Raw genomic sequence first — 24415 nt, forward strand, 5'->3', positions numbered from 1 at the left:
GCTCAAAGTGCTCTCCAAGAGCAGACCGTCGTCATCCTGCGTAGGCCGGTGATCACCTGGATGCTGATAGTTGGCACCCTGCTCAGGCCAGTCATCCGACCATGGAGGATCGGTATCCTGACCGACGGAGGCACGGTTGACCGTTCCGACTGGCCGGATACCGGGATCAGAATGATCGACGTTGACGAGAATAGGCCGGTCGACGGTGAGATCGACCGGATGACCGGACGAATGAGCGCCGACACCGTGCTCCACGACGACAGCATCGACCGTCGGACGGGCGGAAGGATTGATCGAAGCAACGGAGGTGGGCTGGCTTTTTATCTTATGGGCACCGTCGCGGAATCCATCGGAAACCTTTGCAGATACTGCATTTGCACGCCTGAAAACGCCACGCTCGCACTTGACGAGACCGAGTGCCTTCATCGCTTCGTCCCAGTGCTTGTAGGCCGTCGACGGCGACACCATGCCGAGGGACTTGATCGCTTCGGTCTTGCGGATCTCACCCTGGGTCCACAGGACGACGACGAGCTCACGGCACATACGGTCCATGACCTTCGTCGTCCGTCCTTCTCCGGTGACCCGGCTGGACAGTGACTGTCGGGCCTTGGTCGTCTCAAGGCCGTCCTCGGCGATGGCCACGCGGTCGCGGCCCCGGTACCTGGCCGGTTTGGCCAGGCGGTGGTTGATGTAGCGCGCGGCGAATGCGCAGCGGCGCTGCAGGACCGCGTCGAGGGCCGCTGCGGCCTCCTCGCTGTCGTCGGCCATTGCGAGCTCAGGCTCGACCAGGGGCCGCACGCGCGCGTCGAACCAGTCGGCCAGTTTGCAGGAACGCTTGGCGTCGATAAAACCCGCGGGGAAGTCGCGCGTCTTCAGGATCTCAGCGACCATCGGCTCGATCGTCGCGCCCACCGTCCTCCAGATCGGGTTCGACAACTTCGGCGATGCGCCTTCGGTCTCGGCCGCCAGCTTGGCCGCGCGCTCGAACATCGCGTGCTCGTCCGGCCGCTGGGCATATCCGGGGATCGACGCGAAATCGTCGAGCTCGTACCACCTGTCATCCTGGACGACGATGGTCTGCCAGTACGGAGACAGAGGGTTCTTTGGGCGGAAAATGTTGGTCATCGCCGGGTCTGCGCCGAGCGGGATCAGTAGGTCGACCAACGACCTGAGCGTCCGCCAAAATTTTTGCACCGGGCGCTTTTGGCATCGCGGGTCGCCAAGATGCTGCTCGACGCCGTTCTCGTCGATGATCGTCCGTGGCAAATTGTTCCAGACGCACGCTTCGGGCTTCAAGAGCCAGAATGCGTGAGGCCGGCAGAAGCGACCGGAGGGGTCCCTGCGTCCGGTGATGATGTTTGGCATGCGGTCCGGGCCCAGGATCGCCAGCAGCGCGGCATGGAAAGACTCGTAGCTCTCCCACACGCTGTCGAAGTCGACGACGAGATAGCAGAGGCGAACCTTCGACAACTCGACGTAGGGCGCGTCCAACGCGAAGAGTTTAGTCGCCGCCCGCATCAGGACGGCCTTGTCAGTCCCGCAGCGCGCGTCGCGCGGAGCGATCTGCGCCCACCGCGCCAGCGACGGGGACCCGATCTCTGAGCGGTAGCGGACGTCGTCGCTGAAAAATTCGTGGAATGGGGCGTACCTGAAGCCGGCGATCTCTTTACTGCTGGTGTGCAAAAAACCGTCGCGAAGACGAGTTCTGATCGCGTCCCGGCGTTCCTCGGCGATCCGCTTCCCAAGTAGTTCTTTTGCGAGCCTCTGCTTGGCCTCGTATGCCGATTCTTCCTCAGCCTCGACCTTGGAAACTACCTTCGCCCGGGCCGCACGGCGCGCTCGCTTCGCAGCCTGCTTCAGGCGCTTCTCAGCGTACGCGAGGGCGCCGCGCTCCTCGGACTCGCTCTGGAATGCCACGAGACCGGCGTGCTGACTGTCGTCGCCGCGCGATGAGTGTCGGTAGCCGTCCGATCCGGTGATCGTCCGCGTCTCCTCGCGCTCGACCCCGTCGAGCTCGGCGTCGCTGAGGCCAGCGAGCGCATCTGGCGGGAGTATGTCTCGCGTCCGGAGCGTCCGCACGACGAGGACGCCCTGGGAGCGTCCGGCCGCCTTGTTCATAAAGGTGTCTGGATCGATCGCGTCGAGAGCCTCTTCGATCGTGTCGTGTTCGTCGGCGCGGTGAAAGTCCTGGAAATCCTTCGGTAGGTCCCACGACTGGAACGCGTGCAACGGCGGCATCCGCGGCGGGCGCGGACGCTTCGTCTTCGGTGCGGTTTCTGCTGCGGCGTCGGTCAACTTGGAGATGCCCAGGGTCGGCGATCAAGCCGACAGCATCTGGCTAAGGATAGAGAGTGTCAAGTCATTGATTTCATTGTACGAAGTTGCCACCATATCTGTGGAAAAGAGGACGGATTGCTCGGCATATCTCGGTGACGTTTCGAGATTCGAAATGTCGTCGGAGCCCGAGATTTCCCGAAGCCGGGCCGGATGAACCGAGATGAATCCCGAGTGATAGTAATGATGGCAACTTGGCACACGAGATGACTATGTGACTGACTGCGTTGATACTTCTCGGCCATCTTCCGAGATCTCGGCGACGTTTCGAAATTCTGATCATCAAAATCTCGAAACGTAACGTTTCGAATCCCGAAACGTTAGTTGTCTTGTCCGGCGTCTTCGTCGTCGCCTTCGACGAGCTTCTTGGCTTCGTCCCACCAGAGGGAAGGATCCTCGAATTCGGCCTCAGGAAGCGGCACCCCGAAGATCGCAGCGTGAGCGGCGGAGTAGCGCGTCCACCGCTCGGCCTTGCTGAGCGTCGACATAGCAGCGTAGCGGGCCTGCCCGAAGCCGCCCAAAATTTTGCCGACCGCGTCCATCCGCGGATTCCTTGGGTCCGCATTGAGCCACGCGACGAGTAGCCTCTCAACGTACCGCGATCTCGAGACGCCGGCCGCACGGGCCCGAACCGTGAGGATCTTCATGAGATCCGGGTGGGCCCGGAGGATCAGCCGCGCTGACCGGACGTCGTCCGGGCGAGCCTGGCGCCCGGGCCGCGGCGGGGCCTGCGACTTCTTCTGAACGGGTTTCGAATCCTTAACCATGGAAGCCCCTAATCCTTGAAAAAGGTGGATATATCGTCATACGATCGAGGCCAATGATGGCAACGTCGTACGGTCAAATAGCATGCCAGATAGCGATTCGAAACGCGATACGAGCGATTACTGGCTGACGACCGTCGAAGAGGACCGCGCCGAGTGCGCGCCGGCGCCGGATGAGCCTGAAATCGTCGAGCGCCAGACCGCCGCCCTCGTGGCGCTGCTGTTCCAGACGCAGCGTGAGGCTGTCGAACACGCCATCGCGACCACCGAGAACGCGCTGCGCGGCCGGCCAGACCGTCCGTATCCCGACCTCGCGGAGATGCAGAAGCTGCGAGGGACCGGCGTCGATGAAAAACTCTGGTCGGAAGCGTGCCGGGTGATCGCCGCGGACCTCGAAGCGATCGGTGGGCCGCGCGCCGCCGAGGCCGCTCTGTGCTGGTGGATGCTTGCGGCGTCGCCACGGGATCCGGAGACCTGCGCCGTTGGTGTTGACCTCCAGCAACTCGCGCGCAGGGTCCGGTGGCCGGAAAAGGACGACGAGATCAAAGCCCGCGTGCGCGTGTGGCTGGCGGCCCACGCCGGCGAATACGAGCACGACGATCGCGACCTTTTCGCCATCTCCGAAGCCGAGGTCTCGCGGGCCACGCCACCGAAGGATTCGACGACGATGAGGAAGGTCTTCGACGGCGTGCCCCTCTCTGTGCTCATGTGCGACGACGAGACCGCTGCAGTGAAACTGGTCGTGCACTACACGAGCAAGGTCGCCGGCATGACCAAAGCGAAGCTTCCGGCCGTCCTGTCTGTGTCCAGCACGCCTCCGCAAGACGGGGACCGCCGATCATGGTGGCGAACAGAGTGCCGACGGATGTCGAACACCTTGTCCGAGCGAGCAGACGACGGCCTGGCCGGCGCGACCGCGCTCGCGTGGCGCATGCTCGCCGCAGACCCGGCCGACACGCGGACGTTTTTGCCGGTGCTGCCGGCGCTGATGTATCTCGCCGACCGCTGCCACTGGTCGGATGCCGACAAGGCAAAGCTGCAGGCGCGCTTGAAAATCTGGCTCCATGCTGCCTCCGGAGAATACGGACACGTCAAGCAATCGATCTTCCAATTCGCCGCGCGCGAGACCGACATGAAGATCGTCCGGGCCAGCGATCTCGATCAGGAGGTCGACGAAGATGCATCCGACGCCGAGCAGGCCGCCGCGTGGCTACGCCGGAAGCGCCGCCTCCCGTCGTCACCGCGCCTCAGGCCGGCGCCTGATGGGCCCGCCGTCGTCGTGATGACGGAGGCGCCGACCGAGCGGAAACACCTGCCCGACGTCTGGAAGAATCTCGACGCCGCCGACGTCGCCCTGGTCGTCTGCCGCGACGCCTATGCGGTCAGGCGGGCGCTGGAGGCCGAGTACCCGCACGCGCGTGCCGCGGTGGCGACGCTGACGCAGGATCTGCGCTCCGGAGAGCCCGTCAAGCTGCGGCCGACGCTTCTCGTCGGTCCCCCGGGCTCAGGCAAGTCCCGCCTGGTGCGGCGCCTGGCCGAGCTCCTGGGCGTCTATGTCTACCGGGTCGACGCGACGGCGTCGGCCGACGGATTTTTCGCCGGCACGAACAGGTCATGGCACTCGTCGGCCCCCTCCGTGCCCTCGCGCGCGATAGCAGCGTCGATGCGCGCAAATCCCATCGTCATGGTCGACGAGATCGAGAAGGCCGCGGACAGCACCATGAACGGCAATCTGTGGAGCGCGATGACGCCTTTTCTCGAGCGCGAGACGTCCTGCCGCTATCGCGACGTCGGCCTCGACGCGGAGCTCGATCTCTCGCACGTCAACCACGTCGCCACCGCAAACTCGACCGATCGGCTCCCGAGCTATCTGCGCGACCGCTTCCGGATGATCAAGGTCCCGTCCCCCTCGCTGGCGCACCTGCCGGCCCTGGCGGCGCTGGTCATGCAGGACATCGAGCGAGACGACGATGCGCGCGCCGGGGCCCCGCCCCTGGCGCCCGACGAGCTCGACGTCATCGGCCGGGCATGGGTGCGGGAGCGTTTCTCGATGCGTAAGCTGACGCGCCTGGTCGAGGCGACCCTCGAAGCGCGCGACGCCTGCGCGCCGCGGCACTGAGGAGACCGACATGGACGACGTTGACGCCGTGATGTCTGCGCTGACCGACGAGGACGTCGATCGGTACCTGCGGAACGTGCCGCCGCCGGATGTCGAGATGCAGATCGCTCCGCGGCTCGACGACTGGGCGGTCCTGATCACGAATGAGTCAGGCCGCCAGGTCCTCAAGCTGATGGGGAGCGCCTACGGTCATCCAGAGCTCGAGGACGGCGAGCACATGCGCACCGGGCGCCTCGTCTGGGTCGACCCCAGCATGCGGTGGGCGCGCGCGACGGACCGGTTGTGGCGCCTCGACGACGCGGAAGACTCGCAGCCGACGGGCAATTGACGTAGTAATGATGACATCGTCGTACGATTAGTAATGATGGCAACGTCGTACTAATCGGTCGCAAAAATATCGCTTGGCACTCTCAGGAAACCGGGTGACGATTCTCGAGATCGTCACCCGGGAGATAGCCATGACCATCACTGAACTCATCGGCAAGCACCTCAGGTCCGCAGCGCAGGCGCTCAAGGACCGCAATTTCGACGACTTCGCATTCGCGATCAGATCTATTGCCTCTTTCAGCGAGGCCGACAAGCTCGGGACGCAGATCGCTCACTCGGTGGCAGAAGTAAAGCTGTTCTCGGAGTGGCTTCGCCTGAATGAATCCGACTACACCAAGTATCTCGACGAAGTATCCGTCATGTTCGGCAAGCAGCGCGCGAACGGCAGGCTCGCTGATGTGATCCATTACCTGAACGACGAGAAGCGCCGTGCTGCGAAGCTGAAGGAATTCGAGAGCATGGGATTCGTCTTGATGAATCCCGGCGTCTTCAAGTTCAAAACTCAGACATCCGGCACCACGGATGCAGGCGCCGCAGTCAAGGTTACGCCTGACTGGAAGATCGATCGTACGCGTTGCTGCTAACGCTATGCCCACCACCCTCCGCCTGATCGCCCTGGTCTTCGCCGTCGGCGCCGGCACGACGGCGCATTTCGCGGGGGCGATCTACGTCAACGTCCGGCGGCAGATCGACGAGATCACCGCCGATGAGTGCGACAACATGCGACGTATGGCCGACGAGATCGAACAGATCGACCCGACGGCGCCGCGGGATACGGTGCCGGAGATCTGCGCAGGCAATGGAAACAGGAGCGAGTGATGAGCAGCTACACCAGCATGGAGGAATATCTCGAGGTAGAGATGGCAAGGAGGCCGATTCTACTTGGGGTGTTCCGCAAATTCAAAGGACGCGATCGGCGCCGTATCAAGCGCGAGATGCGCAAAGCGGAATTGATTGAGCGTTCGCTGTTCGGATCTCATGACAGGAGAGCATCATAACCACAACGACTACCACCGTCTTCCACCTCAACCAGGCCGAGGCTGCGATTATCAGCAAACGGCGCGCGCAGGTCGCCGACGACGAGCTCCGCAAGCTGCTCCACGATCACGTTCCCGGCCACGTATTGCGGTCTCTGCACTCGATGAGCGAGCGCATGACTGGAGGCAGTCTGATGAGGACGATCGAGCTCCTCGTCGATGCGGCAGAGGCCAACGACCATACCCGGAAGCGGATCATGGATGGGTTGGTCGGGAACGTTCGCGGAGGAAAGCCGTCATGACCGAGACCATCGTCTTCCACCTCAACGCGGCCGAGGCTGAGATCATCCGCCGGCGCCGCGCGCAGATTGCAGAAGACGAACTCCGCCGGATCCTGCGTGAGAACTCGCCGCTGGCGCTCGCGGCCATCGACAGGATCATGAGTCGGCCTTGCGTTGGCGACGAAAGCTTCTTCGACCGCCTCGCTACCGTTCTCAAGACAGAAGCGGGCCGCGGCGGCTGCGAAGGCACTTTCGGAGTTGTCGGGTAGCAGATGGGCGCGTCTGACAATGCGGCCTTACCCGTCCCCCTCACCCAGCGCCCTCGGGTCCGATAGCACGGCAGCCCACCAGGCTTCCTCGTCGGCCTCAGCGGCGCGCTTGCGCTGCTCCGCGGTCAGGCGCCGCGTCATCGCCTCGACGCGAGCCTGCTTCTCGGTCGGGAACCTCCAACTCGCCGGCCGCCGTCCTGCCATGTCCACACCCTCCCGTTGACGATGGCACAAAACGAGAACAAAACAGATGCCCCGTCAACCCGCCGAGATCGCCGCCATGCCGAATACCAACGAAGCCGCTGATGTGCCCCAGGTCCAGCTGGAGATCGACCGGTAGGCCGCCGCGGCCGAGCTCGAGGCAGCCGTCGGCCAGGCCATTGAGGCCTGCGGAGGCGACCCGGTAGCGGCCGTGCGGGCCCTGATCGTCGCGAACAGCCTGCTCGAGGAAGAGATCGACCGTGTCTACGCGGCTGCGGGATCCTGGGGATATCTCAGGGGACGGAAGCTCCCGCCGAAAAGCATCTGATCGCGTGCGGGACCCAGGTGGGACCCCGCCATTTTTGGGCACCGGACGCGCCTCTGCGCGACTTTCGCCGGCACGTCAATAAGTCAACAATTTCAGTGAGATGTTGGTTGGTGGGGGAGGCAGGACTCGAACCTGCGAAGCCATGAGGCGGCTGATTTACAGTCAGCTCCCTTTGCCACTCGGGACACTCCCCCGCCCGTGCCGCCGGCCGAACGCCTGTGGCAGGCAAAACCGGGACCGGAAGCCGAAGCGAGCCCGCGGGCGGGCCTGCAACGCGGCGCGGTTATGGGCGATGCGGCCCCCTAAAGTCAACCAACCCCATGACGATTTCGACACTCCTTCGTCATATCGGACGATCGGCGTGAAATTGCCTTGCGCAACAGGGCGTGAGACAAGCGCCGCCATGAGCGACAGACCGCCGAATCCCCGCTTTTCCCGCCGCGACGGGCCCCCCCGCGGCAAGCCACGCCCTGCCGGGTTCCGCCGCGAAGCCCGCGAGCGCGACGGCGACGGGCCCGTGATCCTGTATGGCTGGCACACCGTGACCGCGGCGCTGGCCAATCCGCAGCGCAAGTTTCGCAAGCTGTGGCTAACCGAAAACGCCGCCCGCAGGCTGGCCGACGAGCACATCGACAGCCGAATCACACCGGAGATCGTCCGTCCTTCCGAGATCGACCGAAGGCTCGGGCCAGACGCGGTGCATCAGGGCATGCTGGCCGAGGCCGATCCGCTGGAGACGCCGCGAATCGACACCCTGCCCCAGCACGGCATCGTGCTGGTGCTCGACCAGATCACCGATCCGCACAATGTCGGCGCGATCCTGCGCTCGGCGGCGGCGTTCGCCGTGCAGGCGATCGTCACCACCGCCCGGCACAGCCCGGAAGCCACCGGCGTGCTCGCCAAATCCGCCTCCGGCGCGCTGGAGCTGGTGCCCTTGGTGCTGGTGCAGAACCTCTCCCGCGCCCTGACCGAGCTGAACGACCGCGGCTTCCTCACGGTCGGGCTCGACAGCGAGGGCGAGGAGGATCTTGCGGGGGTGGAATTGCGGGAGCCGCTGGTGCTGGTGCTCGGGGCGGAGGGCAAGGGGCTGCGGCAGCTGACCCGGCAGACCTGCACCACCGTCGCCCGGCTCGACATGCCCGGCGCGATCAAGAGCCTTAACGTCTCCAACGCCGCCGCGCTGGCGCTGTATATCGGCGCCAGCCGGCTCGGCCTGATGGGCCGGCGCTAAAGCCGAAAACGCGCGCCGCCGATCAAAAGCGCGGGCGATGCATCGGCCCATGCGGGCGATGGCCGCGGTGCCAGCCGGCATGGGGATGGCGGTGCGCCCAGGAGCGGGCGTGGTGGCGGCCGTGATAGCGCACCATCACCGGGCCCCAGGACGGCTCGCCGATCACCTGATGGGTCATGGCGTGGGCGTAGGCGCCGCCGGTATAGGCGGTGCCGGTGCGATACACCGAGACCGCGCGCTCGTCGTAATAGGGGCGCGGCGCGAACCGGCCGGGGCCGGTATAGGCCGGGCCCTGGTTGACGTAATAATACCGGGTCGGATCCGGCAGGCGTTCGAACGCCGCGGTGCCGTAGCCATAGCCGTAGCCGGTCTCGAACGTGGCGTAGCCGTTGCCGCACGGGCTGACCACCGGACCGCAGGTCCCGCAGCCGCCGCCGAACAGCCCTGCCCCGCAGGCCATCGCCGGCGCGGCGCTCACGGTCAGCACGGCGACCGCCGCGACCAATCCGGAAATCATGTTACGCATGCTACGCTCCTGTTCGATGTCGTCGTCGAGATCGTGGTCGGTCGAGATCGTGGTCGATGGCACCGCCGCCGTCACCGATATGGCCGCGGGCCGGGCCGCGGCTCGTCGAACGGCGGCGCGATCAGCACCTGGGGTTCGATCATCGGGGTCGGCGGCGCCGGCTGCGGCGGCAGCGATTCCGCGCCCCAGGATTGATGGAAACTCTCGGCCGGCTTCGGCAGCTTGCGGTCCGCCGGCGGCTCGACCTCCAGCCGGCCGTAGCCCGGCAGCCGGTTCGAGCCGGGGTAATAGTGGCCGACCTCCGGATACACCACCCGCCGGCTGCCATAGATCGTCGGCTGAACGTGGGTGCCGCGCTCCAGCCCCCAATCGCCCTCGATCATCGCGTAGGACGCATCGCGCCCGTTGATGATGATCGGCACGCCGGGCCGGCCGGGAATCACGATCGCCCGCCCGCCGCTCTCGGCCGAGGCCGGAGCCGCAGTCGCGGTCAGCAGCACCAGCGCCGCAGCGAGGCGCCGAAAGGTGAAGGGATCGGACATGCGGCCAACGGTAAGGGAAAAGCCTGGCAGATGGGTTAAGGCACGGCTGCGACCGGCCGGTAAGCCTAACGCGCGAGCACGGTTTCGGGTCCGCCCGTGTCGTTCCGCCGCAACGTCGTTAACGTCGGCTTTCGATCCGCGCCGTCGGAAACCGCAGCTGCGGCCTTGTCGAGCCGCGGCGGCGCTGCTAGCTGTCTGGCCGTTGCCGGCGTAGCACAGCGGTAGTGCAGCGGTTTTGTAAACCGAAGGTCGGGAGTTCGATCCTCTCCGCCGGCACCAGCCCCACCGCTGCAGGCATCCGCCGTCGCTACGCGACGTCGCCCGCCTCCTCGGCGTAGGCCATGTCCATCACGATGCTGTAGAGCCGTTCTCCCACCAAGTGTCCGGTGTGAAAATCGGTCTCGGTTTGCAGCCAGGCGAGTGCGTCCTGGTGGCGCGGCGATTGGCCGACATAGGCCATCGCCCAGTTCGGAAACGCGCGGACGGCGATCGGAGTGGCGAGCAGCACCTGGATGTCGCCGTGGCGGCCATCCTGCTGGATCGCCTCGAACACCTCCTCGACGGCCTTCCGGGGGCCTTCGAGAACCTGGGCGAAGAAGCCGCTGTTGACGATCAGCGCGCCGGTGATGCCGACCCGTGCGTTGTTGATCCGAGAGGTGGCAAGGAGGCCCGCAACTTCCGACTTCAGCTGATCGAGCGGTCCTGCGATCCTGTTTCGGCTGACATAGAGGACGCGAAACAGTTGATTCGGCATCGAACCCATTTTCCTCGTGGGCACCCACGATCCTGCATAACGGCAGCGCATCGCGCGCTCAGTTCAGAATCATACCGACAGGCGATCAGAAGGAATTGTTCGGACGCAAATCCACAGCCGCAGCGCAACGCGCCGCGGGCCGGGTCGTCAGACTGCTGCCCTAAGGTGCGGCTGGTCGTCGTGCCCAACGTTGATTGAATATACCGCGACCGCATTGGGGGCCGGAAAGCCGCCATTGGCGAAGATTCCGTCCCGTTCGAACCGCCCTTCGGTGCTGATCAGAAGTGTCGCGGTAAAGATGCAGTGCACTTCGCCTTGCGCATTGGTGAAGGGCAGCAGCAGCTTCTCGTAGTCGACTGGCACATCGTGCACGTCTGAGATGCAGGAAATCGAATAGACCGGCTTCCGGATGCGGCAGCAGAGGTCGTACTGAGCCAGGATGTAGTCGCGGCTCGCTGGCGACAGAACCTCGTCGAGATTCAGTCCACGCGCCTCCAGCCCGCTGGCCGCCGAAAGCAACGATCCATAGTGAAGAACCTGATAATGTCGGCGGTCGCCCGAGCCGACCACCCGCGTCAAGATCGAGCGCGGCATATCGATACTCGCCGGTTCGAAAGAGAACGGCACCATCACCGGATCAGCAATCCGACCGCCCCCTCTTGCCCACTGGTTGATCAACCAGCGGTGAGGAACGTGGCGCACGACCTCGGCGCTGCTCGGGTTCGCGTACATGATCGGGAGATTCCTCATTCCGGCAAGCGCAGTTTGCGTCCCAACGCGGCCCGAGCGCTGCTGCAGCACGGCGCATGCAGCTATCCGACAGCCGATGGTGGGTCAACATGCGTGAACTAACTCCGCCTCGCTACGGTGTCGCACCTCTTGCACGAATCCCTGCCGTCGCCAGCCTGGGGTCGCTACGAGTTCGCAACAGATTTCGCATCGCATGCCAAATGATTGGTAACACGACCACACAACGGCAGATTGCAATGCCAACACCGTTCAGAACGGTGTCGGCACCGATCGACCCGCAAACCCTGTTCGATCGATGGGATTCTGCGCCTTGAGCTGCGTCCGCGCAGGGAGGTGGCCCCCTCAAACGGCGGGCCTGGAACTAGACGGACCTTGATGCATCTCAATACCACTCAGCTCAGGACTGCAACACTCGGCCCTGATCAGAGGAATCATCACGCATGAGATCGTTTCAGCATCGGGACTACTTCTTCCACCCCTGTGGTGCGTGTGGAGCGGCCGCGAATCTGACGCGCAATTCGCCTGCGCCCGGCGGCCGCGAACGGCGTACCTACGAATGCCGCCGCTGCGGCCAAGTCGACGTCTACGACGTCGCCGCCGATTCTGCGGTGCCGTGGATCGTGGTGGACGGCTCGCCGGTCGCCTGACTGCGCCCGATCAGTGCCGCGACGCCAGGGCGGCGGAGATCCGCCCCTGGATCACGACGCCGAGCCAAATCACCAAGGTCGACAGGCCGGCCGCAGCCACCACCAGAACGTCGCTCTCGCTCATCGGATCAGTCCTCCGCAAGGACGGCGCAGTAGCCCGTTAACAGCTATCGCCAACAGCTACCGCCTCGGCGGCACCCGCATCCGCGGCGCCGCAACTGGTACGATTATTGGCTGCGCGCCGCGCGCCGGCCTTGATACCGGTCAACCGCGGCGGCGGCCGGCATTGCAGCGCTCACAGCCACCGCACCAGCACGGTGAGATTGACCGCGCAGGCCACCAGCAGAGCCAGGGTCAGGCCGACCGGAGCGCTGTCGATGCGGGTCTTCAGGATCGTCGTCATGTTGGAACCCGATGTCATGGCCGGACCATCGGGTGATTCTAGCCTTGGAGTCCCAAGCGATATTTTTCGCCGGATTTAACCCTCGTTAACCTTCGATTCCCGGCTCGCTAAGCCCTTCCGCGCGCACGCAAAAAGGCCGGCGCAACGGCCGGCCCTCAAGCGAGAATGTGCGACGGGGTTGGGGCGTCGATCAGTATTTGGCGACCGACGGGCCGCCCCAGCCGAACCGGTAGTTGATACCGGCCTTGACGGTGTGCTCGTCGTTGCGGAACGAGGTCCCGACCACGTCGGCCGGACCGCCGGTGAAGGTGGTGTCGCCGAACTTGTAGTACTGGTACTCGACCTTGGCCGACCAGTTCGGCGCGAACAGATATTCGAGGCCGGCGCCGACGGTGTAGCCGTCGTTGCGGCTGCCGCTGGTGGTGTAGCCGGACGGCACGCCGCCGAGCGACGCGACGCTGAGGTCGCTGTCGCGCCAGGCGTAACCGCCCTTGGCGTAGAGCAGCGTCGGACCCCAGGCATAGCCGAGCCGGCCGGTGACCGAGCCGAGGCCGCGGGTGTCTTCGGTCGCGGTGCTGCCGCCGGGGAAGATCACCCCGGTGTTGTTCGACGACATCCAGCTATACTGGGCCTCGATACCGATCACCCAATTGGTAGCGAACTGATAGTCCGCGCCGCCCTGGACACCGCCGAAGAACCGGCCGGAATTGCCCGGGATGCTGTTGTCGCCGGCCCAGGCGCCGCCGACATGGCCGCCGACATAGAAGCCGGTCCAGTTGTAAACCACCTGCGGCGCCGTGTAGGCGGGCGCGGCCTTGGTGTAGGGCCGCGGCGGCAGATCGGCCGCGAAGGCGGGAGCGGAGAGCGCGATCACCGCCGCTGCGCCGAGCAGAGTGTTCCTCATCGTCTTCATCGTCGTCCCTCTTTCGATGCGTTCCGATGTGCTCAAAACAGCATGGCAATCGTTTGGTTGCCCGGTGGCGGCGGCGTAGCATTCATTCAGCAGGACTGTGACGACGCCGCAACACTCGGGAACCCGGCCACGCCGAGGCTCGCATCAGATTAGTCGCGGCGGATTGCGATCCGGTCGGGATCAGCGCGACAATTTTTCCAGCTCGGGAAACGGCGCGTAAACGACGCCGGTACACAGCTCGTCGTCCGGCGGCGCGACCCGGTCGAGCCGGCCGTCGACATGCACGATCGCCATGCTCTGCGGGGTGCCGCCGCGCGGGGTGAAGCGCAGGCACGACACCCAGCGCGTCCGGCCGTCGACCGGGCGCTGCACCGGCTCGGCCATCGCGGCATCGCGCAGGCCCGCCGGCTGGTTCAGATAGGTGCGCAGGAAGGCCGGGATCTCGCTGCGATAGTTCTGCGGAAACGGCTGCGGCGGATCGCTGTCGAACGACGCCGAGCCGCCGATCGCGCAGGCGCCGAGCAGCGCCGCGAGCGGCAGCATCAGCACGGCACGCAGCGGCAGCAGCGAGGTCGGCAATGGGATCGCAGGACGGCGCATGACCTGATGCAATAGCGCGCCGGGCGGCGAAATCAATTGCCCGCCGTGCCGCGGGGGGAAACGCGGCACCGCGGGCATCGAGGCGCGGGGGATCAGCCGCGCTTCGGCGCGATGTGGCGGATCGATGCCTTCGACAGATGCTGCTTGGCGGCCGGCGCCTTCATCGCCTGGTGCTTGGCGCGATGCTTGGCCGCATGGTGCTTGCCGACATGATGCTTGCCGACTTGGCGCTGCACATGCTTGCCGGCCTGCTTCTGCATCGGGGCGGCCTGCGTGGTCTTTCCGGCCGGCGCGGTCTGGGTGGTGGCCGGCGCGGCCGGGGTCTTGTCGGCGGAAGCGGCGAGCGCCGGGGCGGCCAGCATCGAGACGGCAACGAGCGCAGCGGACACAGTCTTGATCATGGAAAGTCTCCTCAGAGAGGCGGTTCGAATTTCGCTTGATCCGAACGCGGGGCCGGAGCGGCCGGGTGCTCGATCACGGTGCCGACCCTAGAACTGCGGCACTGAACCGCACCTGACGGCGCCCGTGGGTTTGCGTTCATCAGCATGAATTGTTGGTCATGCACCAAAGCGGCTCCCCCGCTTGCCCGGCTCGACAATGCCCGGACACCTCGTATAGACCGGCGGCGGTGACAGGCGGCCGGCACGGCACCGCCTGCCCGCCGTCCGCCGCCGTCAGAGGCCGCCTTCGATGAGCAACTCCGCGCGGCAAGACCGCACCCCGTCGTCCCGCCCCGCTTCGCCGCGCATCGCGACCGACCGCATCGCCTTCGTCGCCTCGACCAGCGCCGAGGCGCAGGCCGCGCTGGCGCAGCTGGTGCAGCTCTACGGCAATGCCGAGCCGCAGGAAGCCGACGTCGTGGTCGCGCTCGGCGGCGACGGCCTGATGCTGCAGACGCTGCATCAGCAGATGCGCAGCGGCAAGCCGATCTACGGCATGCACCGCGGCACCGTCGGCTTCCTGATGAACGAGTATTCGACGGTTGATCTGCGCACCCGCCTCGCCGCCGCGCGCGAGACCGTGATCCATCCGCTGTTGATGCGCGCCACCGACATCTACGGCGAGGTCCACATCCATCACGCCATTAACGAGGTGTCGCTGTTTCGCCAGACCCATCAGGCGGCGCGGCTGCGGATCTCGATCGACGAGCGCGAGCGGATGAGCGAATTGGTCGCCGACGGCATCATGGTCGCGACCCCGGCCGGCTCGACCGCCTATAATCTGTCGGCGCAGGGCCCGATCCTGCCGATCAACGCCCACCTGTTGGCGCTGACCCCGATCTCGCCGTTCCGCCCGCGGCGCTGGCGCGGCGCGCTGTTGCCCGACAGCGCCTTCGTGGTGATGGAGGTGCTCGAAGTCGACAAGCGCCCGGTCGCCGCCGTCGCCGACCACGACGAAGCCCGCGACGTCCGCCGCGTCGAAGTGATCTCCGACAAGACCATCGCGATCCGTATGCTGTTCGATCCGGGGCACAGCCTGGAAGAGCGGATCTTGAGCGAGCAGTTTGGGTATTGAGGGGTTTTGTGGGGAGCGGCCGTCACTCCCTCTTCGCGCCTCGCGATCGACCTGCGATTTGAACGTGGGACTAACCGCTTCAACATTCACCCCGCCATGCCCGCGCTTGTCGCGGGCATCCACGTCTTGAACACCATGCAAGACCAAAGACGTGGATGGCCGGGACAAGCCCGGCCACGACGCATGGATGGGCGGGCATCAGTGGCCACAGAGACGAGCTATCAGCTCGCAGGCACGACATATCAGCTTGTCGTCCCCGCGCAGGCGGGGACCCATACGCCGCAGGCTCGCGATTGAAGCCCTGCGGCAGACGCCTTGCCTCACCTGCAAAGCCAGGGGCTATGGGTCCCCGCCTGCGCGGGGACGACTCGTGGTGGAGGCCGCGGCCGATCAATTGATCTGCCGGCGAGCGCAAATTTCATCGGCCGAGATTCCGGGTTCGCTCGCTATCGCGAGCGCCCCGGAATGACGTGGCGAAAGGCCGCGTGGTGTGGCTTCTGTTGCCGGCGGGGATGGGCAGCCACAGTACGACCTACCCCCTTGTCGTCCCCCGCGCAGGCGGGGACCCATACGCCGCAGCATCTCGATTGAAGTCCTGCGGCAGACGCCTTCCCTCACCGGCAAAGCCAGGGGCTTGGGTCCCCGCCTGCGCGGGGACGACTTGGGGCGGAGGCTGCGGCTGAACGATTGATCTGCCGGCGAACGCATGCTGCATCGCATGAGATTCCGGGTTCGCGAGCGTTGCTCGCGCCCCGGAATGACGTGGGGAGAAGCCGCGCGGTGTGCCTTCTGTTGCCGGAGTAGCTGGGCAGATACAGCACGACCTGTCAGCTTTTTCCACCAATCAATCGACGAAGATACGCATGCGCGGGGAGCAGGCGATTGCTACCCGCTGCGAAAGGGTTGTGCGATGGCGTCGACCAACGCCCTCAGCGTCGGTGCCATCTGCCGCTGTTGCGGGTAGCAAAGATAGAAGCCGGTGAAGGGCGCCGACCAGCGTTCGAGCAACGCGACCAAGCGTCCGTCCGCAACAGCGTCCTTGACAGTGCTTTCCTTGAGGAAGGCAATACCGATGCCGGACAATGCTGCGTCCAGCGTGAAAGAACGGCTGCTGGCGATCAAAGGGCCGTCCACCGCCACAGAAAACCATTTGCCGTTCTCGAAAAACTCCCAAGCATATGGCGTGGTCTGCCCCGGCCACCGCCACCTTATGCAGCGATGGGCGAGAAGATCGGCTGGCGTCTTCGGGGTGCCGTACTGCTCGAGATAGCTCGGCGACGCGACCGCAATTTGCCTGATATCTCCGCCAAGCTGCACGGCAACCATATCACGCTCGACAACCTCGCCGATGCGGATGCCGGCGTCATAGCCATTGGCGACAAGATCAACCACGGTGTCATCCACCGTCACATCAATCACAATGCCTGGGTGAGCTCGGGTGAAAGCAGGCAAAATGGGCGCGATGAACATCTCCGCCGCGGCATGGAAACAGTGCAGTCTCACAGTGCCGATGAGACGATTGCCGGTGCCGCGGGCATGGTCGATCGCTGAGGACAGGGTCGAGATCGCTGGTTCGACCTCCGCAAACAGCAAGCTTCCTGCCTCTGTCAGCGACACGCTGCGGGTGGTCCGGTTGAGCAACCGGGCGCCGATCCGCTCCTCCAACCCGCGGACAAGCTGACTAAGCGCGGATGGCGACACACCCAGGGTTGCCGCCGCGGCCGTGAAGCTGCGCTGTTGGGCAACAGCTATGAAGCCGCGAAGCGCGCCGAATTCGCTCGGATGGATCATGAGCCATGCTGACCACTGTTAAGCGGCTCTTACAAGCCCCGTTAGAAACTAGGCGATTATAACCTTCAGCCGGTCGTGCAATCTCCCGGTCGAAGGAGATCCACCATGAAGACTTGGTTCATTACCGGTATCACCCGTGGGCTTGGAAAGGCGTTGGCCCAGGCCGCACTGGCGCGAGGCGATACCGTGATCGGAACGGTGCGCGAGGGTAGGTCCGACCTCGACGCAAGCACCGGCACGCTCCACGTTATGTCACTCGACGTTGCTGATCCGAGCGCCGCCCCGGCTGCGATCGAGGCGGCATTTCGGAAGGTCGATCACATCGATGTGCTGGTCAACAACGCCGGCTATGGCCTGCTCGGCGCCATCGAAGAGGCGAGCGATGCCGATGTTGCACGGCTGTTCGACGTCAACGTGTTCGGGCCGTTCCGGCTGATCCGGGCCATATTGCCTTATTTGCGCCGACAAGGGGCCGGCCACATCATCAACGTGACATCGATCGCGGGGCGCGCTCCGATGGCCGCGTCCGGCATGTATGCGGCGACCAAGTCGGCCATGGAAGGTCTGTCGCAAAGCCTTTCGCAGGAGGTTGCGCCGCTCGGTTTGAAGGTGACGGCAGTTGCTCCGGGCGGGTTCCGTACCGACTTCCTTTCGGATCATTCGATCCGTCGCAGCAAGGGCGCTGATGCTTACGAGGCAAGTGTCGGCGAGGCGCTCGCCCATCTGGATGCGATGGCCGGCCGACAAATCGGTGATCCCGATCGCGCAGCAGCCGCCATTCTCACACTGGCCGACTCACCTGAGCCCCCGCTTCACCTGTTGCTCGGCAGCGACGCACTGCGCCGCGCGCGCGAGAAGCTCGACGCGGTGATCGAGGACATCGACCGCTGGGAAAATGTGACCCGCTCGACCGATTTTCCGGAGGGTTCGTGATGAACGCTATGCCAGAAAGCGGGAGCCTGGCTGGCAAGGTCGCGATCGTCACAGGGGCGGCACGCGGAATCGGTCGCGCAGCGGCGTCTCCGCGCAGGCGGGAACGACTCGGGGCGGAGGCTGCGGCTGAACAATCGATCTGCCTCTCCGGGTGCCCCGCCCTCACACCGCCCGCGTCAGGCCGCCGTCGACGCGGATGTTCTGCCCGGTGATGTAGGCGGCGCCGTCGGAGGCGAGGAAGGCGATGGTGGCGGCGATTTCGGCGCTGGTGCCGTAGCGCTGCATCGGCACGGAGTCGCGGCGCTGGTCGGTGGCCGGCAGGCTGTCGATCCAGCCGGGCAGCACGTTGTTCATCCGGACGTTGTCGGCGGCGTATTGGTCGGCGAAGATCTTGGTGTAGGCGGCGAGCCCGGCCCGCGCCACCGCCGAGGTCGGAAACATCGCGCTCGGCTCGAACGCCCAGGCGGTCGAGATGTTGATGATGGCACCGGCCTTCTGCTGCAGCATGATCGGCGCCACCAGCCGGGTGGCGCGGACGACGTTGAGGAAATAGACGTCGAGCCCCTGATGCCACTGCTCGTCGGTGATCTCGAGGATCGGCGCGCGCGGCCCATGGCCGGCGCTGTTGACCAGCACGTCGATGCGGCCCCATTGCGCCATCGCCTGATCGACCAGCCGCTTCAGATCGTCGTTCGACTGGTTCGACCCGGTGACGCCGAGGCCGCCGAGCTCACGCGCCAGCGCTTCGCCCTTGCCGGACGACGACAGCACCGCGACGCGAAAGCCGTCCGCGGCCAGCCGGCGCACCGCCGCGGCGCCCATGCCGCTGCCGCCCGCGGTGATCAGGGCCACTTTGTCGACTGCCATGCTTGCCTCCGTCTGCTGCTCCAGCGGGCCGGCACTTGGCCTGCCCCGCGCGTGATAGCAGCAATGGCGGGCCGCGCGAACGGCGGCGCGGCGCAGAGCGAGATTCCGGGTTCGCTTGCTGCGCAAGCGCCGCGGAATGACTCGGGAGGAGAGGCCTGAGCGCTCAGCCCTTCTTGCTGCGCACCGGCACCGGTTGCGGGACGAGCTCGGTGAGCGCCGAGACGGTGTTGCGGAGGCGGTTGATGCGGCGGCTGTAATTCAGCATCAGCCCGGCGAGGAACGCGCTGCAGATCAGCGTGAACACTGCGAACGCTACGACATCGTCACCCATGGTCGTTCCTCTCTTCGATTGGCGCGCGGCCCGCGTGGGACCGCCGGCTGCGTCGCTGTGCGAACGATACACGATGCTAGGCGCCGGAGTGATAATCATGAATGACCGGGAACAACCGGTCGCCGCCGCGAAGCCTGCCGTCGTGCGCGATGGCTAATCCTTGCTTAAGCCCGCGCCTTCTGCAGTGCAGCACGATTCAGTCGTGATAGAAAGGCGCGTGCGGCTCGGTGAGCGAATGGTCCCACGGCGTGGCGCGGTGGGTCTCGCGGCCGCAATCCGGGCATCTGTATTCGCGGACCTGATAGCCCTGCACCAGCGGCCGATTGCCGGTGAGCTCCAAGGGGACGTTGCAGGTCGGGCAATGCGGGGTGGTCGTGGTCATGCGCGCCATCCGAATCAGGACAATTCCTAGTCCGCACGATTTCGGGTTCCATCGCCACCGGCTTGTGGGTTCCGTGGATTCGGCAAGGCTGCGCTACGGCGTCGCAGCCGAAAGTCGGGGGGCGCCGGCGTGCGGCGGCGCACGGCGCGGCCCGCCTGCCCTTCAACCCTTCCTTAACGACGCGCCGCTATCGTTAACGCAACGTTTATCGGCGCAAGGCGCGCCCGGGCCGTGCCATGTATCGGATCGACTTCAACAAGCTGCGCTTCCTGATCTGCGACGACAATCCGCACATGCGGCGCATCCTGCGCACGCTGCTGCATTCGTTCGGCACCCGCGAAGTCTATGAAGCCGAGGACGGCGCCACTGCGCTCGAAATGTACAGCCACTATTCGCCCGACATCCTGATCACCGATTGGGAGATGCCGATCTTCGACGGGCTGGAGCTGGCGCAGATGATCCGGCAGCCGGAAGCCAAGGGCAATCCCTACGCGCCGATCATCATGCTGACCGCGCATTCGGAAAAGCGCCGCGTCACGCTGGCGCGCGACGCCGGCGTCACCGAATTCCTCGCCAAGCCGATCTCGTCGAAGGGGCTGTATCAGCGCATCCTCAACGTGGTGGCGAGCCCGCGCCCGTTCATCCGCACCCGCAATTACTTCGGCCCCGATCGCCGCCGCAACACCACCGCCGGCTATATCGGCCCGGAGCGGCGCCACGGCGGCGAAGCCGACATCATCCAGCAGCCGTCGCTGCTCGACAAAGCCCGGGTCAACACCTAGCAGGCGTCCGAGAGCCATGAGCAAGCCACGCCCCGGCGACCTTCAGGTCGCGACCTTCCCGACCCATCAGGTGATCACCCAGGCCAATCCGCTGCGCCGCGTGATGCGGCGGCTGGCCGAGGACGCCCCGACCGAGCCGGCCGACGATCCGGTGGCGCGCGCCGAAGCGGCGCTGGCCTCGCTGTCCGGCGAGTTCGGCGACTGGATGGCGGAGGAATGCCAGCGGCTCGCCGCCGCCCACGCCGATCTGCTGCGCGACGGCGTCAGCAAGGACAATCGCGCCGCGCTGTTCCGCGCCGCCCACGACATCAAGGGCGATGCGTCGACCTTCGGCTTCCCGGCCGCGGCCGCGACCGCCGCCAGCCTGTGCCGGATCATCGAGCACGCGCCCGATCTCGCCAAGGTGCCGGCCGAACTGATCGCCAACCACGTCGCCGCGATCCAGGCGATCGTGCGCGAAGGCGCCGGCGGCCAGAAATCCGAAGTGCAGCGCGCGCTGAACCGCAAGCTGCGCGGCGTCGCCGACGACTACCTCGCCGCCGTCAACCGCGACCGCCCCGAGCATCTGGAAGCCATCCTGGCGCCGAGCTTGGTGCCGGAGGAGTAGGTCGCTACGCGCTTGTCATTCCGGGGCGCCGCGCAGCGGCGAACCCGGAATCCAGAGGTTGTGATAACGCCGCGCGCTCAACAGCGGAGATTCCGGGTTCGCTTGCTGCGCAAGCGCCCCGGAATGACTTTTGGTTGGCTTGCAGGGCTGTGCTACGCCGCGACCGGTGCGGCGTACCAGGCTTGTTGTTCCGCGATCACTTCGTCGCGCAGTGCGGCGGCTTCTTCGCGGGCGAATTCGGTGGCGAAGCGGCGCAGCAGGATCAAGAGCGAGCCGGCGGCGTCGGGATCGGTCTCGCACTGCGTCAGCACCCGCTCGACCATGCGGCGACGCAGCCGCGCGGCGCCGGACTCATTGGCGACAAAGCCGATCTCACGCTCGGCGGCGAGCGCGGCGCGGAACGCTGGGAACACGGTTTCGGGCAGGCCGGCACGGCCGAGCAGCGCGTTGAGCGCGGTGCGGCCGCCGTCGGCGAGCAACGCCGCGACACGGGCCGGCGCGGTGCCGGAGAGTTCGGCGAGCGCGTGCTCGACCAGCGGCAGATTGCCGGACAGCAGCGCGCGCAGGATCAGCCCGGCGGTCAGCGTGCGAGTCTCGCGCAGATGCCGCATCAAGCCGGCCATATCGGCGCCGCGAGCGCTGGCCGCGATCACGATCGTGGAGCGATCCATCGCCTCGCCGGTCGCGCGCGCGGCGCGGTCGGCGCTGAGCCAGCCGCGCGCCACGACGAAGTGCTGCAAGGTGTCGGACAGCTTCGCCACCAGCGCCAGCCGGATCGCCGCCGGCAGGTCCGGCAGCGCCAGCATCGACTCGCGAATCGCCGCGAGATGGCCGTGGCGCTCGACGATGCGGTCCCATGAGAACGGCGCCAGCTCGGCGTGCGGATTTTCGATCAGCTCCAGCGCCGCAGCCGGCGAGCCGACCTCGGCGATCGCCGCACTCACCGCCGGGGGCAGCTGGAAGCGCCGCGCCACCGCGCATTGCACCGCGTTGTCGCCGGTGGCGACGATGTCGACCAGATCGGCGTCAAGTAACAGCGGCGAGAATTCCAGAACCGGCAGCGCAACCGATGCCTGATCATTGGCGAGCGCGCGCACGATCGTCGGCGGCGCATCGGGCGTCGAGGCAAAGACTTCGGCGATCGCCTGGCGCACCTGCGCCGCGGGATCGTCCAGCATCAACAGCAGCGCGCCTTCGGCGGCGATGCGGTCGTCGATCGAGAGATCCGAGATCAACCAGGCGCGGGCCAGAGCGCGAGTGGCTTCGGCGCGTTCGCCGGCCGGGGCGTGACCAATCCAACTGATGAACTGCCGAACAATCATGACACTTCCGGCCGACGCGACTTCACTCAACGCCTTCTCGGCGCCTCACAGCAACAATCGATAAACCATGCCTCTTAACAAAGGGTTCACCATAACCGGCTGCGAACGTTGACGTTTCGTTAATGACGCGAGGCGCGGCCCGAGCCTCTTCGGTGACTTAACCTCGCACGAACCAGCGCTTGCTAACAGCACAGCAGCGGACGTTGCAGCCGCGCCACCTCGGAGGATCGCCTTGCCCGACATCGCCCGAACGCCGCGCCGCCGCGCGCTGGCCGCCGCCCTGCTGTTTCTCGGCTTGGGCTACACGGCCGCAACCGCGGCTGAGGCCACTTCCGATCCGGTGCTGGTGACGACCACACTCGGCACGGTGCGCGGCGTGGTCCATGACGGCGTGCGGGAATTCAAGGGCATCCCCTACGCCAAACCGCCGGTCGGCGAACTACGCTTCGCGATGCCGCAGCCGGCGACGCCGTGGCAGGGCACGCGCGACGCCACTACCTACGGCAGTGCCTGTCCGCAGCCGAAGCGCTACGGCATTCCGGAATCAAGTAACAACGAGGACTGCCTGGTTCTCAACGTCACCGCACCGGCGAGCGAGCCCGCGCGCAAGCGCGCGGTGATCGTCTGGATCCACGGCGGCGCCTTCGTCGGCGGCTCCAGCGCGCTGTATCCGCTCGACCATCTGGCGCGGCAGGGCGACGTGGTGATGGTGTCGATGAACTACCGGCTCGGCGTGTTCGGCTTCACCGCGCATCCGGCGTTCGACGCCGATCACAACGGCGGCTACGGCCTCGAGGATCAGCGGCTGGCGCTGCGCTGGGTGAAGCAGAACATCGCCGCGTTCGGCGGCGATCCGGAGAACATCACGCTGGCCGGTGAATCCGCCGGTGCCGCCAGCGTCTGCATGCACATCCTGGCGCCGGACGAGACCGCGGGCCTGTTCGCCAAGGCAATCGTGCAGAGCGCCGGCTGCGTCACGCCGCTGCCGAGCGTCGCCGACGGCAACAAAGTCGGCGAGAAAGTCGCCGCGCAAGCGGGCTGCAGCGACGACGCCACCGCGCTGTCCTGTCTGCGCGACAAGAGTGTGGACGAACTGCTCGATGCCGGCACCAAGGTGGCCGGCTCCAGCATCGTCACCTTCCTGCCGGTGATCGGCGCCAAGACGGTGCCGCTGCCGGGCGCCGAGGCGCTGCCGGCCGGCAAATTCGTCAAGGTGCCGATGATCAACGGCGGCACCCGCGACGAGCTTCGGCTCTACGTCGCCTACGCGGTGCAGGCCGGCGACACCATCAATGCGGACAACTACGCCGACCAGCTGAAGGCGGTGTACGGCGAGCACACCGACAAGGTGCTGGCCCAGTACCCGGCGGCGAACTACACGTCGGCGCCGAGCGCGCTCGGCACGGTGTGGTCGGATTTCCGCGCCGACGTCGGCATCAACAACTGCATCTATCTGCAGACCGCCAAGCTGCTGCGCAAATCGGTGCCGGTGTACGCGTTCGTGTTCGGCGACCGCGACGCGCCGCCGGTCACCGCCGATCCCGGCTTCGAGATGGGCGCGGTGCACTCCTCCGAGCTGCCGTATCTGTTCCCGCATTACGACAACACCCAGGCGCTCGCCGGCCCCGACCTGAAGCCGGCCTCGCAGGCGCTCGCCGACCAGATGGTGGCGTACTGGACCAGCTTCGCCAAAACAGGCAAGCCGGCCGCGCACGGCGCCCCGGCGTGGCCGCAGTTCACCGGCGACACCCAGGTGCTCAATCTCACGCCCGGCCAGCTCGGCCCGTTCGACGCCGCCGCGCAGCATCACTGCGCATTCTGGAAGACGCTGTATCCGACCATCCTGACGGAGTGAGGCGCGGCGCTCGGCGCCCGTCCTTTCCCATTCGGCACGGCACCAAGGCCCCTCCGCACCAGCG

General features: G+C 66.0%; 29 protein-coding genes and 2 tRNA genes. 14 read left to right on the top strand and 17 right to left on the bottom strand.

Annotation, left to right across the window (positions count from 1 at the left end):
* The coding region (locus DNX69_RS00005) for a hypothetical protein (protein ID WP_133255946.1) at positions 1-2295 on the bottom strand (2295 nt) is incomplete at its 3' end.
* A gap of 359 nt (positions 2296-2654) precedes the next feature.
* On the bottom strand, positions 2655-2876 hold the full coding sequence (locus DNX69_RS26475) for a hypothetical protein (RefSeq protein WP_234826799.1): 222 nt from the start codon (positions 2874-2876) through the stop codon (positions 2655-2657).
* A 307-nt stretch (positions 2877-3183) separates the two neighbouring features.
* Between DNX69_RS26475 and DNX69_RS00015 the strand changes: the two genes are divergently transcribed.
* The 6 genes from DNX69_RS00015 (at position 3184) to DNX69_RS00040 (ending at position 7071) form a co-directional block, all read left to right on the top strand.
* On the top strand, positions 3184-5217 hold the full coding sequence (locus DNX69_RS00015; RefSeq protein WP_110783821.1) for an AAA family ATPase: 2034 nt from the start codon (positions 3184-3186) through the stop codon (positions 5215-5217).
* 10 nt (positions 5218-5227) lie between these two features.
* Complete coding sequence (locus tag DNX69_RS00020) at positions 5228-5545, top strand: hypothetical protein (RefSeq protein WP_110783823.1); 318 nt, start codon at positions 5228-5230, stop codon at positions 5543-5545.
* A 94-nt stretch (positions 5546-5639) separates the two neighbouring features.
* The gene (locus tag DNX69_RS00025; protein WP_234826800.1) at positions 5640-6128 is read left to right on the top strand and encodes a hypothetical protein; all 489 of its coding nucleotides are present in this window, start codon (positions 5640-5642) and stop codon (positions 6126-6128) included.
* A gap of 4 nt (positions 6129-6132) precedes the next feature.
* Positions 6133-6363, top strand: coding sequence for a hypothetical protein (locus tag DNX69_RS00030; RefSeq protein ID WP_110783824.1), 231 nt, complete (start codon positions 6133-6135; stop codon positions 6361-6363).
* Positions 6363-6542, top strand: a complete 180-nt coding sequence (locus DNX69_RS00035; RefSeq protein WP_110783826.1) for a hypothetical protein — start codon at positions 6363-6365, stop codon at positions 6540-6542. Before DNX69_RS00030 ends, DNX69_RS00035 begins: the two co-directional genes overlap by 1 nt.
* Before the next feature lie 277 nt (positions 6543-6819).
* Positions 6820-7071 carry a hypothetical protein gene (locus tag DNX69_RS00040; RefSeq protein ID WP_110783828.1) on the top strand — a complete coding sequence of 84 codons (252 nt, stop codon included), beginning with the start codon at positions 6820-6822 and terminating at the stop codon, positions 7069-7071.
* Positions 7072-7708: 637 nt separating this feature from the next.
* On the opposite strand, the gene DNX69_RS00050 is transcribed toward DNX69_RS00040, so the two are convergent.
* Positions 7709-7794: transfer RNA gene (locus DNX69_RS00050), tRNA-Tyr, on the bottom strand.
* A gap of 209 nt (positions 7795-8003) precedes the next feature.
* Between DNX69_RS00050 and rlmB the strand changes: the two genes are divergently transcribed.
* Complete coding sequence (gene rlmB, locus DNX69_RS00055) at positions 8004-8831, top strand: 23S rRNA (guanosine(2251)-2'-O)-methyltransferase RlmB (RefSeq protein ID WP_110783830.1); 828 nt, start codon at positions 8004-8006, stop codon at positions 8829-8831.
* Between the two features lie 22 nt (positions 8832-8853).
* Here rlmB and DNX69_RS00060 read toward each other — a convergent pair whose 3' ends face one another.
* Together DNX69_RS00060 and DNX69_RS00065 are read right to left on the bottom strand one after the other, a co-directional pair.
* Entirely contained in the window at positions 8854-9357 is a 504-nt protein-coding gene (locus DNX69_RS00060) for a hypothetical protein (protein WP_110784113.1), read from the bottom strand.
* A 71-nt stretch (positions 9358-9428) separates the two neighbouring features.
* Positions 9429-9899: a hypothetical protein gene (locus DNX69_RS00065; protein WP_110783831.1), complete on the bottom strand. Its 471-nt coding sequence runs from the start codon at positions 9897-9899 to the stop codon at positions 9429-9431.
* Between the two features lie 204 nt (positions 9900-10103).
* Between DNX69_RS00065 and DNX69_RS00070 the strand changes: the two genes are divergently transcribed.
* Positions 10104-10178: transfer RNA gene (locus DNX69_RS00070), tRNA-Thr, on the top strand.
* Between the two features lie 28 nt (positions 10179-10206).
* Here DNX69_RS00070 and DNX69_RS00075 read toward each other — a convergent pair.
* Both DNX69_RS00075 and DNX69_RS00080 read right to left on the bottom strand, forming a co-directional pair.
* Complete coding sequence (locus DNX69_RS00075; RefSeq protein ID WP_110784115.1) at positions 10207-10653, bottom strand: BLUF domain-containing protein; 447 nt, start codon at positions 10651-10653, stop codon at positions 10207-10209.
* A 147-nt stretch (positions 10654-10800) separates the two neighbouring features.
* Entirely contained in the window at positions 10801-11385 is a 585-nt protein-coding gene (locus DNX69_RS00080; protein WP_110783833.1) for a hypothetical protein, read from the bottom strand.
* A 458-nt stretch (positions 11386-11843) separates the two neighbouring features.
* Between DNX69_RS00080 and DNX69_RS00085 the strand changes: the two genes are divergently transcribed.
* Positions 11844-12050 carry a hypothetical protein gene (locus DNX69_RS00085; protein ID WP_110783835.1) on the top strand — a complete coding sequence of 69 codons (207 nt, stop codon included), beginning with the start codon at positions 11844-11846 and terminating at the stop codon, positions 12048-12050.
* Between the two features lie 10 nt (positions 12051-12060).
* Here the strand turns inward: DNX69_RS00085 and DNX69_RS00090 are convergent, their stop codons facing one another.
* The 5 genes from DNX69_RS00090 to DNX69_RS00105 all read right to left on the bottom strand — a co-directional run bounded on the left by DNX69_RS00090 (position 12061) and on the right by DNX69_RS00105 (position 14367).
* On the bottom strand, positions 12061-12174 hold the full coding sequence (locus DNX69_RS00090) for a sodium:solute symporter (protein WP_110783836.1): 114 nt from the start codon (positions 12172-12174) through the stop codon (positions 12061-12063).
* 171 nt (positions 12175-12345) lie between these two features.
* A complete protein-coding gene (locus DNX69_RS26730) occupies positions 12346-12471 on the bottom strand; it encodes a hypothetical protein (protein ID WP_283809307.1) in 126 nt (41 codons plus the stop codon).
* A 172-nt stretch (positions 12472-12643) separates the two neighbouring features.
* A complete protein-coding gene (locus DNX69_RS00095; RefSeq protein WP_207803098.1) occupies positions 12644-13357 on the bottom strand; it encodes an outer membrane protein in 714 nt (237 codons plus the stop codon).
* Between the two features lie 189 nt (positions 13358-13546).
* Entirely contained in the window at positions 13547-13966 is a 420-nt protein-coding gene (locus DNX69_RS00100) for a hypothetical protein (RefSeq protein WP_110784117.1), read from the bottom strand.
* A gap of 92 nt (positions 13967-14058) precedes the next feature.
* On the bottom strand, positions 14059-14367 hold the full coding sequence (locus tag DNX69_RS00105) for a His-rich protein BRANT (RefSeq protein WP_110783840.1): 309 nt from the start codon (positions 14365-14367) through the stop codon (positions 14059-14061).
* A gap of 289 nt (positions 14368-14656) precedes the next feature.
* On the opposite strand from DNX69_RS00105, the gene DNX69_RS00110 reads away from it, so the two are divergent.
* Entirely contained in the window at positions 14657-15481 is an 825-nt protein-coding gene (locus DNX69_RS00110; RefSeq protein WP_207803091.1) for an NAD kinase, read from the top strand.
* An 885-nt stretch (positions 15482-16366) separates the two neighbouring features.
* On the opposite strand, the gene DNX69_RS00115 is transcribed toward DNX69_RS00110, so the two are convergent.
* On the bottom strand, positions 16367-17272 hold the full coding sequence (locus tag DNX69_RS00115) for a LysR family transcriptional regulator (RefSeq protein ID WP_110783842.1): 906 nt from the start codon (positions 17270-17272) through the stop codon (positions 16367-16369).
* A gap of 105 nt (positions 17273-17377) precedes the next feature.
* Here DNX69_RS00115 and DNX69_RS00120 point away from each other — a divergent pair, with 105 nt between their 5' ends.
* Positions 17378-18205, top strand: a complete 828-nt coding sequence (locus DNX69_RS00120; RefSeq protein WP_110783844.1) for an oxidoreductase — start codon at positions 17378-17380, stop codon at positions 18203-18205.
* Between the two features lie 162 nt (positions 18206-18367).
* On the opposite strand, the gene DNX69_RS00130 is transcribed toward DNX69_RS00120, so the two are convergent.
* From DNX69_RS00130 to DNX69_RS00135, 3 genes are all read right to left on the bottom strand, one after another.
* Positions 18368-19072: an SDR family oxidoreductase gene (locus DNX69_RS00130; RefSeq protein ID WP_110783845.1), complete on the bottom strand. Its 705-nt coding sequence runs from the start codon at positions 19070-19072 to the stop codon at positions 18368-18370.
* A 163-nt stretch (positions 19073-19235) separates the two neighbouring features.
* Entirely contained in the window at positions 19236-19403 is a 168-nt protein-coding gene (locus DNX69_RS26180; protein ID WP_165825140.1) for a hypothetical protein, read from the bottom strand.
* A gap of 196 nt (positions 19404-19599) precedes the next feature.
* On the bottom strand, positions 19600-19785 hold the full coding sequence (locus DNX69_RS00135) for a hypothetical protein (protein WP_234826801.1): 186 nt from the start codon (positions 19783-19785) through the stop codon (positions 19600-19602).
* 236 nt (positions 19786-20021) lie between these two features.
* On the opposite strand from DNX69_RS00135, the gene DNX69_RS00140 reads away from it, so the two are divergent.
* Both DNX69_RS00140 and DNX69_RS00145 read left to right on the top strand, forming a co-directional pair.
* Positions 20022-20567, top strand: coding sequence for a response regulator (locus DNX69_RS00140; protein ID WP_011158922.1), 546 nt, complete (start codon positions 20022-20024; stop codon positions 20565-20567).
* 16 nt (positions 20568-20583) lie between these two features.
* Complete coding sequence (locus DNX69_RS00145) at positions 20584-21174, top strand: Hpt domain-containing protein (protein WP_110783848.1); 591 nt, start codon at positions 20584-20586, stop codon at positions 21172-21174.
* A gap of 152 nt (positions 21175-21326) precedes the next feature.
* Here the strand turns inward: DNX69_RS00145 and DNX69_RS00150 are convergent, their stop codons facing one another.
* Positions 21327-22496 carry a DUF2336 domain-containing protein gene (locus DNX69_RS00150; protein WP_110784122.1) on the bottom strand — a complete coding sequence of 390 codons (1170 nt, stop codon included), beginning with the start codon at positions 22494-22496 and terminating at the stop codon, positions 21327-21329.
* A gap of 232 nt (positions 22497-22728) precedes the next feature.
* On the opposite strand from DNX69_RS00150, the gene DNX69_RS00155 reads away from it, so the two are divergent.
* A complete protein-coding gene (locus DNX69_RS00155; protein ID WP_110783849.1) occupies positions 22729-24351 on the top strand; it encodes a carboxylesterase/lipase family protein in 1623 nt (540 codons plus the stop codon).
* Positions 24352-24415: the final 64 nt, after the last annotated feature.

Source organism: Rhodopseudomonas palustris (assembly GCF_003226555.1).
Taxonomy (GTDB): domain Bacteria; phylum Pseudomonadota; class Alphaproteobacteria; order Rhizobiales; family Xanthobacteraceae; genus Rhodopseudomonas; species Rhodopseudomonas palustris_I.